The following is a 13,233-nucleotide window of genomic DNA, read 5'->3' as shown; positions in this document are numbered from 1 at the left end:
ATATGGCAACAGGCACACATATGGTCGAAGTACCCGTAGGAATTGAACATGTATGGGATTTCGTAAGTGATATGGAAAAATGGGCAAAGCTTGTCCCAGGTTATAACGCACATGAGATGATTGATGACAAACATTCAACATGGACTTTTAAAGGCAATGTTGGCGTTTTGAAAAAAACAGTAGAAGTAGAAATTACGATTTTAGAATGGCTTGCACCATCAAAGGTTACATTCGAATTAAAGGGTCTTTCAGATAATTTCACTGGAAATGGCTATTTTCTTGCAGAAAGCATTGATGCTGAAAACACAAAAATGACAGGCTTTTTAGAAGTAATAGCTGGTGGATTAGCTGGGCCTGTTTTAAATCCTATTTTCAAACCGATTGTACCAAAGGCAACACAAATGTTAACAGATCGTGTAGCCAATAAAATTAAATTAGTAAATGTTTAATTGAATGTAAGATCAACCATAAAAATGGCATGCTAGAAGGTAATATTCTAGCATGCCATTTTTTTAGTAGTATCTATTTAAATGGTGTTCAACTTGAAACACGCTAGCATACTATCCTCCAAAACGTCATATGATGCAAAGGGAGGGATTATTATCGAACACAAAACTTGGAATATGCGTGAAACATTTTGTTTTCCTGGATACGGCTGCCCAACAGAAATAGCAGCTGTGCAAATTAAACCTCAGTGGCAGGCAATGCAGTTAGAAGATTCACTTCGACTAATGGGCATCTATCATATCACTGCACACGTTCGCTTTGATTTTCAAGATATGCAAGCCTATACGGGTGATGAAGAATTAATTGCAATTGATGCCCTTGATATCCAAGGAGATACTGGCTATTTTGAGTATGCTGTGCCTTTACATGTCGATTTACCAAAAGAGTCGGATGTCAAAGATTTAATGGTCAAAGATATTCGTCCAGGTCTGACGAATCAAATGTGTCAGCTTGAGTGGACAGTAACAAGTATTTTTAACGAATATGAACCTGTTGTTGAAAAGGATGTGTTAGACAATCCGCACATTACGGTTAATGCTTTCGAGCAAGAAGAAAAAGTAGCTGTGATCAAAGAAAGTGTTCAAGTGAAACAACCTACTGCAGTTGCAGCAGCTTCACGCCAAGAGAAATCTACAACAGTTGACCATAAAACAGTATTGAGAGAATCCTCGAGTCATATTGTTGTGCGTGAATCCAGCTCTTGGCATGAAGTGCCTTCCATGATTTGGGATCTAACGGAGGAATATACTCCGCTTAAAGTCCGTGTTTCAAATGATATCTTTCAAAAGTAAATAGCAGAGAAGTAGCAGGAGCAATAAGAAGATTAAATCGCCTGATGTTGGAACAATAATGACTCGGATAAACTGAAAACCACAAATTGGCAGGATAATTGTTCTACAATAAAAACGAACTTGCCGTACCCAAGGTGGTAAAAGCCAAGGGTTATACTTGCGTCGACGCATTTGAATTGTCACTTCCTTTTCTATTTACTTTACTCTTACTAAAAGATGACTAAATCACTTGAAAAATTACAGTATTTTGCGGTACAATAAGGAAAATCAAATACAGATGCTTTGATAGGGAAGAGTAAGTTATGTCTACATTTTCAGAGAGGAAACGGTAGCTGAGAAGTTTCTATTTGTACGTAATTGAAGGTAGCCCTTGAGCAGCTTTAGTGAACTAATAGTAGTTAAAGCCGGTTAAACACCGTTACCGAATTGAGAGCCAGTAGGTAAGGCTGAGAAAATGTACAATTAAACATTTATCTTAACCGCTGCTGGAATTAAAGGTGGTACCGCGAACTAAAACTCCTTCGTCCTTTTAGACGAGAGGAGTTTTTTTATTGGGCAAAAAAATGAACAGCATTTTTTACCAACAGTCTTCAAACAATAGGAGGAGTCAATATGACAGAAAACATTTCAATGCCAACTAAATATGACCCGCAGTCCATTGAAGCCGGTCGCTATGAATGGTGGTTACAAGGGAAGTTTTTCGAGGCACAGCCTGAAAGTGGGAAAAAGCCCTATTCAATCGTTATTCCACCACCGAACGTAACAGGTAAATTACACCTTGGTCATGCTTGGGATACAACATTACAAGATATCATCATTCGTATGAAACGAATGCAAGGTTACGATGCACTTTGGTTACCAGGTATGGACCATGCAGGTATCGCAACACAAGCAAAAGTAGAAGCAAAGCTGCGTGAAGATAATATTACACGTTATGATTTAGGCCGTGAAAAATTCCTAGAAAAAACGTGGGAATGGAAAGAAGAATATGCTGGACATATTCGTGATCAATGGGCAAAGCTTGGTCTTGGATTAGACTATACACGTGAGCGTTTCACACTTGATAAAGGTCTTTCAGATGCTGTTAACACAGTTTTTGTACAATTATATGAAAAAGGCTTAATTTACCGTGGTGAACGTATCATCAACTGGGACCCTGCAGCGAAAACAGCATTGTCTGATATTGAGGTAATTTATCAAGATGTGCAGGGTGCCTTCTATCATATGAAATATCCATTAGCCGATGGCTCAGGATATGTAGAAGTTGCTACAACACGTCCGGAAACAATGCTTGGTGACTCTGGGGTAGCTGTTCACCCGAACGATGAGCGTTACAAGCATCTAATCGGTAAAACGGTTATTTTACCAATCGTAGGTCGCGAAATTCCAATTGTAGCTGATAACTACGTTGATATGGAATTTGGTACTGGGGTTGTAAAAATGACACCAGCCCATGATCCTAACGACTTTGAAGTTGGAAATCGTCACAACCTAGAGCGCATTCTAGTGATGAATGAAGATGGCACAATGAACGATCTTGCTGGAAAATATAAGGGAATGGATCGTTTTGAATGTCGCAAGCAAATTGTTGCTGATTTACAAGAAGCAGGCGTGTTAATTCGTATTGAAGAGCATATGCATTCAGTAGGGCACTCTGAACGCTCTGGAGCTGTTGTCGAGCCATATCTTTCAGCACAATGGTTCGTTAAAATGCAACCACTTGCTGATGCTTCTCTAGAACTACAAAAAGACGAAGAAGGTAAAGTAAACTTTGTGCCAGCTCGTTTTGAAAACACATATTCTCGCTGGATGGAGAATATTCGTGATTGGTGTATCTCTCGTCAGTTATGGTGGGGCCATCAAATTCCTGCTTGGTATCATAATGAAACAGGCGAAATTTACGTAGGTAAAGAAGCGCCGGCTGATGCGGAAAATTGGACGCAAGATGAAGATGTACTCGATACATGGTTCTCTTCTGCGTTATGGCCGTTTTCTACAATGGGTTGGCCAGATGCTGCAAATGAAGAATATAAACGTTACTACCCAACAGGCACACTTGTAACAGGCTATGATATTATTTTCTTCTGGGTGTCTCGAATGATTTTCCAAGGTCTTGAATTTACAGGTCAACGCCCATTCCAAGATGTGTTAATTCACGGTTTAGTACGTGATGGCGAAGGGCGTAAAATGAGTAAATCACTTGGCAATGGTGTAGATCCAATGGATGTTATCGAACAATACGGTGCAGACTCATTACGTTACTTCTTAGCTACTGGTTCATCACCTGGTCAAGATTTACGTTATACAACTGAAAAAGTAGAGGCTGTTTGGAACTTTAGCAATAAAATTTGGAATGCATCACGTTTTGCACTTATGAATATGGACGGTATGACATATGATGAGATCGACTTAACGGGTGAAAAATCAGTTGCTGACAAATGGATTTTAACACGCTTAAATGAGACAATTGAACGTGTAACCTCTCTTGCAGAGCGTTATGAATTTGGTGAAGTTGGTCGTGAACTATACAATTTCATTTGGGATGATTTCTGTTCTTGGTATATCGAAATGGCAAAATTACCACTTTACGGTGAGAATGAAGATGCTAAAAAGACAACTCGTTCTATTTTAGCTTACGTACTAGATCAAACAATGCGTCTATTACATCCATTTATGCCATTCATTACAGAAGAAATTTGGCAACATTTACCGCATTATGGTGAATCTATTACAGTGGCTGCATGGCCAACAGTACGCACGGATCTTCATTTTGCTGATGAAGCGGATAATATGAAGCTCCTAATGGATATTATACGTTCAGTACGTAATATTCGTGCGGAAGTGAACACACCAATGAGCAAAAAAGTACCGTTGTTTATTTCAGCAAAAGACACTGCTACAGTGGCTGTACTCGAAGCAAATAAAGCGTATTTAGAAAAATTCTGTAATCCTGATACACTAACAATTGGTGAGAACTTAGAGGCTCCAGGTCAATCGATGACTGCTGTTGTTACAGGTGCGCAAGTTTTCCTACCTCTTGTTGGACTTATTAACCTAGAGGAAGAAATTGCTCGACTTGAAAAAGAGTTAGAGAAATGGGCAAAAGAAGTGAAGCTAGTTACAGGTAAGCTATCAAATGAGAAGTTCGTATCGAAAGCACCTGAAGCGTTAGTAAATGTAGAACGTGAAAAATTAGCAGATTATGAAAGTAAGCATGCGATTGTTTTAAAACGTTTAGAAGAATTAAAAAATATGTAAGAATGAAGCAATGGATGGCAATAAAGTCATCCATTGCTTTTTTTATGGAGCAAAAGATATGTATTGTATTAGGAAAAAATATATAGTAACATTTAAAATAATTAGTCTTATGGAATTGTTTTATCATTGGTTTAGTAGGGGATAAAACCTAGTGTGGTAAATCCCTTAAATTCGAAAACGTTGTGTGAATGGTATGACTATTCTATATGAATGGTCTTTTTTTTGTAGTAAATGTGATCAATGGAGGTGTTGAGGATGACTGGAAACATTGCAACAATTGTCACGAAAGTCAACAAGTCATGTGATGATTTAGATTTTGTAAGTGCAAGGGTTTTGATAGAAACAAATTTATTAAAATTATCGGAAGCAAGATATTATCGTTTATTAAATACAAGTGGTCGTGTACTAATTAAGCACGTATTAGCAAATGCTCATAGGCAGACGGATAATACTAAATTATCACGCACAGATTTATTAACGATTAATAAGATTAACGAGTATTGCTCGAACTTCGATATTTCTATGTTAAAAAGAACGTTAAAAAACTCTTTTGAATTAGTACAACGTCCAGATGTTCTCCCATTGTTAAATAGTGATGCAAAAATTATTTTAGACAATATGGGTGCTTTATTAGGTGCTCACAAGGTACATTAATTGAAAAATAGATGGTCTATCACGGAGCTGCTAGCTGCGTGTTTTTTTATAGTGTTTTATAAGAAAGCTATGTTATTAAACCCCACTTGTACTAAAATAGAGGTATTGCAGTAAGAGGGAGTGTTTCTTTTGTTTAACACAATGAACGAATGTACGAATTTTATCTTTACACTAAAAGCAGTTGATCATAAACGTGCGCCACTTGTACTCATGCGAGAAGCACTAGCACATTTAGATCATCCTCACAACAAACTACGCGCTATTCATGTGGCTGGTTCAAATGGCAAAGGCTCAACGGTGAACGCACTAAGGGAAATGTTACAACATGCTGGTTACAAAGTAGGGTCATTTACGTCCCCTCATTTAGAGAGAGTCAATGAACGTATGACCATTAACGGCAAACAAATTTCTGATGAACAATTTTTATACTATTTCAATAAACTAGCAAAAATTATAGAAGAGCAATTCAATGGAGACTTTCCAAGCTTTTTTGAAGTTGTCACATTGATAATGTTTCAATATTTTGCAGATCAAGGGGTAGATATAGCACTTATCGAAACGGGGCTTGGAGGACGTCTTGACGCAACAAATGTCGTGACACCACTACTATCCATTATTACAACAATTTCGCTTGAGCATACAGCATTTTTAGGTGATACATTCGCGAAGGTTGCCTCTGAAAAAGCAGGAATAATAAAAGAAGGTGTACCTGTTGTTGTAGGAGTTAGTAATGAGGAAGCATTGGCTGTTATAAAAGCGATGGCTGATGAACGACATGCACCGTGCTTCGTTTTGGGACAAGATTTTACTGTGTCCAATATTTTGCAACGTACCGATTATCAGCAATTTACATATGAAATGGAACATGTCGTGATGACTGATGTACCATTAAAAATGGCAGGCACTCACCAAATAAATAATGCAAGTCTTGCTATTACGGGAATGCTAACTCTACGTGAAGAAGGGGCTATTGCCATTGCTGATCAATCAATCCGTCAAGGTCTACAAAGTGCACAATGGGCAGGTCGTTTCGAACAATGGCCAACTAATATTGTACTAGATGGTGCCCATAACTCAGAAGGTACAGCCGCCCTTATCAAAACACTAAAAGGTGTATATCCCAAGAATAAGTACCGATTTATATATGCAGCATTAGCAGATAAGGATCATGCGAACAGTATAAAAATAATGGATGAGGTTGCCGCCTCAATCGCTTTTACACAAATAAATTTACCAAATGTAATGCTTGCAGAAAGCTTAGCGATGTTATCAACAAATGCTCATAAATCGTTTCATGTGGAGTGGCTAGAAACCGTTCAAACTGTACTCCATGAAAGAAACGAAGAGGATGTTGTTGTGATTACAGGCTCTTTATACTTTATTGCAGAAGTTCGGCAGTGGCTACAGGGGGAAAGATCATGATTCCAAACTTTGATCATTATAAAGAAAAATGGCATGTCGACAGTGATGATGTGATTAAACCCGGCCTAGTAGCGATCAAAGAAGCTTTGTCTCTAGTTGGTAACCCTGAGCAAACACTGCATGTCGTACATTTTGCTGGCACAAATGGGAAAGGGTCAACTTTAACATTTCTGGAGGCTATTGCCCAAGAACATGGATTACGAGTGGGCAAATTTATGTCACCATGTATAGTCGATGTGCACGACCAAATTCAAATAGATGGTCAACCTATTGCAGAAGCTGAAATGGATCGAGTTTTTCAACAAATGCAAGAAGCCGGACTAAGTGGCAAACTAACAGATTTTGAACTACTGACTGTAGCTACATTTTTACATTTTATAAATGGAAAGGTAGATATTGCACTAATTGAGGCGGGCATGGGTGGATTACTGGATAGCACGAATGTGGTAACACCAATGGTATCAATTATCCCTAGTATAGCTTTAGAACATACAAAATTTTTAGGGGACACGCTTGAAAGTATAGCAACTCATAAAGCGGGCATTATTAAACAACAACGCCCAGTCATTATTGGAGATTTGCCAGATGAAGCGAAGCGTGTTGTATACGAGGAAGCTTCGCAAAAAAATGCGATTGTTTTTGAATTAGACCATCATTTTTCTGTCAAGCAAACGACTGAAGGAGAATGCTATACAAATGAAGCGCAACATTTCCAACTATCCACGTTAACACGTTCCATGAAGGGGGCCCATCAAGCGAATAATATGGCGCTTGCCATCACAGCATTTTTTGAAGTGGCATCCGTATTAGATGTGCCTATGAGTAAAACAGCCATTCGTCAAGCGGTGAAAAAAGCCTCTATTTTAGGGCGTTTTGAAGAAATAATGCCATTTGTTATTTTGGATGGTGCACATAATCCAGCAAGTGCAGAAAAATTAGTAGATACGATTAAGTGTGAGTTTCCAGGCGAACCAATAACATGTGTCATCGGCATACTAGCAGATAAGGACGTTCAGCAAATTCTTCACCTTTTAGAGCAGGTTAGTGATGATTTTTATTTCGTTGATTTTGACAATCCACGAGCAATGGCTGCTCAAAAAATGCTCGAGCTGTCCAATGCAACATCTAAAACCGTCATATTCGATTACGCTCCATTTTTACAGGCACAATCAGAAAGCAAGCAAAGAACAATTGTATCAGGCTCGTTATATTTATTAACAGCTGTTCGTAATAGATTAAACCAATTAAATGACTAGGGCTCTTGATAGGGAGCCCTAGTTTTTTTATAGATATAAGCCACTTTTTTATGGCACCTAGTTACTAATCAAATCACAATAAATTCGCATTTACACTTCGTAACCTACATATACTTATATCGTATTGAATTATAGTATGTTTGAAACGTTACTAGTCATTTAGATAGGTGGAAGGATGAGGTGATAGATGAATGAAAATTGTAGGTCGTGTGATGAAAAAACAAATATTTCGAGCGATGATTATTGGTGGATTTGTTGGTCTATTAGGTGTAGGAATTTTTTTGGGCGTTTTACAAGCAAGTACACAGCTACCTTTAAAGAAAAATGGTAGTGAAGTGGCAAATAATCAATCAGAAACAGAGACGATTCCAACTGCCGGTGAGACAACCAATACATCTAATGCATCTATGTTTTTTGCCAGCCAAGCAGGCGTGTATTCAAATTATGAGAGTGCCAGTTCATTTGTTGCGGAATACCCTGCATTAAAAGAGAGCGCAATTGTTCAGGTCGATGGGAAATTTTATGTATGGACAAGCATGGTAACGGAAGAAAGTCAGCTTGAATTTTTACAGGAACCTGCAACATTTAAAAAAGCATTTAGTGTCAGTGGCGACAGTTGTAAAGAACCCACACTTGCGGAACTGCCGGCTGTCTTAGTAGACAAAAATGCTAAAAAATTAAATTTTAAGGAAAAAGGAAAGGATTCAACACTACCAGAGGATTGGCAATCAATTGGAACGGCAGCCTCTACTATTTCCAACGATATCAACATCATCCGTTTGCATGTTTTTGCGCATTATCAATCTAAAAATACTTGCCTTCAAGTAAAATTTTAAGCATGAAAGATAGTGAAATAATCATTATCTAGATTTTTTGAAAATTTTCAAATAGTACATTCTCCGGTATCATAAAGATAGGGAGGAATGGTCAGATAATGTTGAAAACAAATTATAAACTTATACTTGCTTCTGCTTCACCAAGACGAAAGGAATTGCTTGACATGTTAGCACTTCCGTTTGAGGTTATGACAAGTGAGGTTGAAGAAACTAGTGTACAAGCAGACACAATGCAGGATTATGTAAAAGGCGTAGCTCTTTTAAAGACTCGTGATGTAGCCAAAAAAGCATCAAATGCCACGATTATTGGTGCTGATACAATCGTAGTTTACAATCATGAGCTACTACATAAGCCGACGTCTCGTGAGGAGGCTATTTCTCACTTATCACGTTTATCAGGCAACAAGCATGTTGTTATGACAGCGGTAGCTATAATCGACTCTGAAGGAAAGGAAACCATCTTTGTGGAAGAAACCACAGTTGTTTTTCACCATCTATCACAGGAACTAATCGAAGCCTATGTGGGTTCGGGAGATCCATTTGATAAAGCTGGCGGTTATGGCATTCAGACAATAGGTACACTATTAGTAAAACGAATTGAAGGAGATTATAACAATGTTGTAGGTCTACCACTTGCAGCTTTGTTTTCGCAATTGGTGGACCTACAGATAGTCCAATTTGCGAAGGAGTGAATATTTTTTGCTTGAAGAGGTTTTACCAACATTGATGATACGTGACGTCAATATGGAAGATCGTCCTCGTGAACGATTGTTACGGCAAGGTGCGGAAAGCTTATCCAATCAAGAGCTACTCGCCATTTTATTGAGGACAGGCACGAAGGAAGAATCTGTACTTGTCCTTGCAAATAGAGTATTAAATGTTTTTGAACGACTACATCATTTGAAACACGCAACCATCGAGGAAATGGTGGCTATTAAAGGAATAGGAGAGGTGAAAGCCATCCAAATAATAGCAGCCATTGAACTTGGTAGACGACTGGCTCAGAAACATAATGATGAGAAATTTACTATACGTTCTCCGCAAGATGCAGCTACCTATTTAATGCCTGATATGACTTCGCTGAACCAAGAACACTTTGTCGTTCTTTTTTTAAACATCAAAAATCAAATTATTCATAAACAGACAATTTTTATCGGTAGTTTAAACGCCTCGATTGTGCACCCAAGAGAAATTTTTCGAGAAGCTGTCAAGCGGTCTGCTGCTTCTATTATTTGTGCACATAATCATCCTAGTGGGGTACCGACCCCAAGTACAGAGGATATTGAAGTAACGAAGCGAATTGTTGAAGCTGGTTATATTATCGGCATTGAATTAATCGACCATGTCATTATTGGTGATCATCAATATATTAGTTTGAAGGAAAAAGGATATTTTTAACTCTGCATGGAATGTGCAGAGTTTTTTAACTTTATTCAGCAAATGTTTTTTTATCGAATGGGGCAGATACAGAAGACTCCTGCCTCTATAGTGGAGAACTTTTCGAGCAAGCTCGAAAAATCTTGGCGCAAGTAAGCCGAGGCGTAATTAATATGCCCCATAAAATTTTTGTATTTTTTTGTGGTTTATTGGCGAACCTTTTTCCTTACAAATCGTTAATGTATTCATACAATCTCTATTATCTTCACAAAAATTGGTAGCCTGATACACATTGTCTTATGAGAATAAAAATTATATGCTAATCTATACGTACTATTTTTAGTTTAAGAGGGAATTAAAATAGTATCTTTTCTGTGAGATGAAGTATGTGACACTATAAATTCTTGCGTTTTTCCGTTATAATGAACGGTATTGAATTTTATCTTTATTCAGGGAAGACTCCCATCGAAAATGATGGTGAGGTGAACGAGTGTGTAGTTTTTCTCTTGGTGTAACACCAACTGATGAAGATAAAAGCTTTGACAGGTGTTAAGGACTTTGAGAGGAGTTGCACAATTCAATTTCCTAAACATTGTTGTCAAAGGTAATGGATGTCAAATGTCAACGAAAGTATGGCTAAATAGAAAGGGAGTACACAAATTGTTTGGACTAGGAAGCAAAGATGTCGGGATTGACCTCGGCACAGCGAATACATTAGTGTTTATTAAAGGAAAGGGTATCGTATTACGTGAGCCCTCAGTAGTAGCAAAGAATACAAAAACAGGGGATATCGTTGCAGTTGGTAATGATGCGAAAAATATGATTGGTCGTACACCTGGCTCAATTGTAGCAATTCGTCCAATGAAAGATGGCGTTATTGCTGATTTCGATATTACGACAGCAATGATCGAGTATTATTTAAAAGAAGCATGTAAAAACTCCGGAGGCAATTGGAAAAAACCAAATGTAATGATTTGTGTGCCTTATGGTATTACTTCTGTAGAACAACGTGCAGTAATTGACGCTGCACGACAAGCAGGTGCAAAAGAGGCTTTCACAATCGAAGAGCCATTTGCAGCAGCAATCGGTTCAAATCTTCCTGTATGGGATCCTACTGGGTCAATGGTTGTTGATATCGGTGGAGGTACAACAGAGGTTGCCGTTATTTCTTTAGGTGGTATTGTAACGAGTGAATCTGTACGTGTTGGTGGGGATGCTATGGATCAATCCATCATTTCGTATATTCGTAAAACGTATAATTTAACAATTGGTGAACGTACAGCAGAAGCTATAAAAATGGAAATTGGTACTGCTTTGGCAGAAGGTCCAGAGGAAAAGATGGATATTAGAGGACGTGACCTGTTAACAGGTTTACCGAAAACAATCGAAATTTCTTCACAGGAAATTTCTGAATCATTGCGTGAAGCTGTTGCCTCTATTATTGATGGCGTTCGAAAAACATTAGAACAAACACCTCCTGAATTATCTGCTGACGTAATGGAGCGCGGTATCGTGTTAACTGGTGGTGGTGCACTATTAACGAACTTAGACAAAGTTATTAGCCAAGAAACAAACATGCCAGTGTTTATCGCAGAAGATCCTTTAGACTGTGTAGCAATTGGTACAGGTAAGGCATTAGATCATATCGACTTAATTCGTCAACAACAAGTTAAAGGATAAGGAGGTTTAGCAATGCCACACTTTTTTTTCAATAAGAAAATAATTTTGCTGCTCGTAAGCATGGTTTTTCTTGTGGCATTGATTGGCTTCTCATTACGTGATCGGACGAATGCAACTTTACCAGAGCAAATTATTAAAGATACTGTCGGCGTCGCACAATCGCTTGTTGCGAAGCCGGCGAATTATGTTAATGGTATTTTTAATAGTATTGACTCCCTCTTAAACACGTACGAAGAAAATAAACGTTTAAAAGCACGCTTAGAAGATTTTGCAGTTGTACAAGCTGAGGCTACGGATTTAAAATCAGAGAATAACAAACTCCGAGAGCTATTAAATAAAACGGAGAGCTTGAAGACATATAATCCAATTCATGCAACAGTGATTGCTAGAAATCCTGACCAGTGGGAAGAGAAAATCATTTTAGACAAAGGGTCTTCTCATGGTGTTCAAAAAAACATGGCAGTTATGACCGCGAAAGGGCTAGTCGGTAAAATTACACTAGTAACACCTTTCACATCTGAAGTAGAGCTTTTATATACAAATAATCCAAACTATCGTGTGTCTGCGATGGTGTTAGGAGAAAAAGAAGCATACGGTTTAATCGAGGGCTTTGATGAAGAACGTAATGAACTCATTATGAAGCGAATCGATTCCAGCTCGAAGGTTAAAGAAGGCGAGCAGGTAGTTTCTTCAGGTCTTGGTGGCATTTTCCCTAAGGGAGTCCCAATTGGAGAAATTACAGAGGTTAGTACGGATGATCATGGCTTAACAAAAATGGCTTATGTCAAACCATCTGCTGATTTTTCAATTTTAGAGCATGTTGTCATTGCAAAGCGTACGTCTACAGTAATTGACGGCTCAGATGGCAACGCAACGAATGAGGATTTATCGAATCCGCAAGAGGCGAGTGAAGAGGAGGCGGAGTGATGGTTCGATTTCTCATCCCCTCTGTGGCGGTTTTACTATTCTTATTAGAACCAGAGTTTGCTATGCTTTCCCCGATTGAAATAAAAGGGGAAGTCTATTATCTGGTACCACGTTTTTTAATCTTATATTTAATCTTTATATCCATCTATTACAGCCGTCAACGTGCGGTAATGTATGGACTTTTTTTTGGTGTCTTGTATGATGTGTTTTACATTGATATTATTGGATTATACTCAGTACTTTATCCACTTATTTGTTTTTTAGCAGGGTCTATCGTGAAAGTTATACATCAGCACTTAGTCGTAACAACGACAATTTCAGTTATTCTAGTAGCTATTTTAGAATTTATACTCTATCAATTCTTTTTCCTAATCGATTTTACAGCAATACCTTTAGCGGATTTCTTACGTTCACGACTACTACCAACAATCATTGCGAATGCTTTATTTTTAATGATTCTTGGTTGGGCCTTCAAATATTTAATTAATGCGCGTGTCTTACAGAGAGCACGTGAAGTTTCTTAAC

At 38.1% G+C, this 13,233-nt stretch carries 12 protein-coding genes and 1 other annotated feature; all 12 genes read left to right on the top strand.

The window, feature by feature from the left end; all coding sequences use genetic code 11:
• Positions 1-2 precede the first annotated feature (2 nt).
• The 12 genes from GJU32_RS09955 (at position 3) to mreD (ending at position 13,232) form a co-directional block, all read left to right on the top strand.
• On the top strand, positions 3-449 hold the full coding sequence (locus tag GJU32_RS09955; RefSeq protein WP_155591786.1) for an SRPBCC family protein: 447 nt from the start codon (positions 3-5) through the stop codon (positions 447-449).
• 174 nt (positions 450-623) lie between these two features.
• Positions 624-1,298 carry a valyl-tRNA synthetase gene (locus tag GJU32_RS09950; RefSeq protein WP_196426643.1) on the top strand — a complete coding sequence of 225 codons (675 nt, stop codon included), beginning with the start codon at positions 624-626 and terminating at the stop codon, positions 1,296-1,298.
• Positions 1,299-1,571: 273 nt separating this feature from the next.
• Positions 1,572-1,830: a binding site (T-box leader), on the top strand.
• Between the two features lie 80 nt (positions 1,831-1,910).
• Positions 1,911-4,556, top strand: coding sequence for a valine--tRNA ligase (locus GJU32_RS09945; protein ID WP_155591785.1), 2,646 nt, complete (start codon positions 1,911-1,913; stop codon positions 4,554-4,556).
• 255 nt (positions 4,557-4,811) lie between these two features.
• A complete protein-coding gene (locus GJU32_RS09940) occupies positions 4,812-5,210 on the top strand; it encodes a hypothetical protein (RefSeq protein ID WP_155591784.1) in 399 nt (132 codons plus the stop codon).
• A gap of 141 nt (positions 5,211-5,351) precedes the next feature.
• Positions 5,352-6,632, top strand: a complete 1,281-nt coding sequence (locus GJU32_RS09935; RefSeq protein WP_196426642.1) for a bifunctional folylpolyglutamate synthase/dihydrofolate synthase — start codon at positions 5,352-5,354, stop codon at positions 6,630-6,632.
• Positions 6,629-7,888, top strand: coding sequence for a bifunctional folylpolyglutamate synthase/dihydrofolate synthase (locus GJU32_RS09930; protein WP_155591782.1), 1,260 nt, complete (start codon positions 6,629-6,631; stop codon positions 7,886-7,888). The genes GJU32_RS09935 and GJU32_RS09930 overlap by 4 nt, the downstream gene beginning before the upstream one ends.
• Positions 7,889-8,079: 191 nt before the next feature.
• Entirely contained in the window at positions 8,080-8,724 is a 645-nt protein-coding gene (locus GJU32_RS09925) for a hypothetical protein (protein WP_155591781.1), read from the top strand.
• 98 nt (positions 8,725-8,822) lie between these two features.
• On the top strand, positions 8,823-9,416 hold the full coding sequence (locus GJU32_RS09920) for a Maf family protein (protein WP_155591780.1): 594 nt from the start codon (positions 8,823-8,825) through the stop codon (positions 9,414-9,416).
• Between the two features lie 34 nt (positions 9,417-9,450).
• Positions 9,451-10,122 carry a RadC family protein gene (gene radC / locus GJU32_RS09915; RefSeq protein WP_196426657.1) on the top strand — a complete coding sequence of 224 codons (672 nt, stop codon included), beginning with the start codon at positions 9,451-9,453 and terminating at the stop codon, positions 10,120-10,122.
• Between the two features lie 639 nt (positions 10,123-10,761).
• Complete coding sequence (locus GJU32_RS09910; RefSeq protein ID WP_155591778.1) at positions 10,762-11,781, top strand: rod shape-determining protein; 1,020 nt, start codon at positions 10,762-10,764, stop codon at positions 11,779-11,781.
• A gap of 12 nt (positions 11,782-11,793) precedes the next feature.
• Entirely contained in the window at positions 11,794-12,708 is a 915-nt protein-coding gene (gene mreC, locus GJU32_RS09905; protein ID WP_155591777.1) for a rod shape-determining protein MreC, read from the top strand.
• A complete protein-coding gene (gene mreD, locus GJU32_RS09900) occupies positions 12,708-13,232 on the top strand; it encodes a rod shape-determining protein MreD (RefSeq protein WP_155591776.1) in 525 nt (174 codons plus the stop codon). Before mreC ends, mreD begins: the two co-directional genes overlap by 1 nt.
• The last annotated feature ends 1 nt before the right edge of the window (position 13,233 follow it).

The organism is Lysinibacillus cavernae, from assembly GCF_009724685.1.
GTDB lineage: Bacteria > Bacillota > Bacilli > Bacillales_A > Planococcaceae > Lysinibacillus > Lysinibacillus cavernae.
The sequence above is the reverse complement of the archived record's forward strand: the minus strand, read 5'-3'. Positions and strand labels throughout refer to the sequence as shown.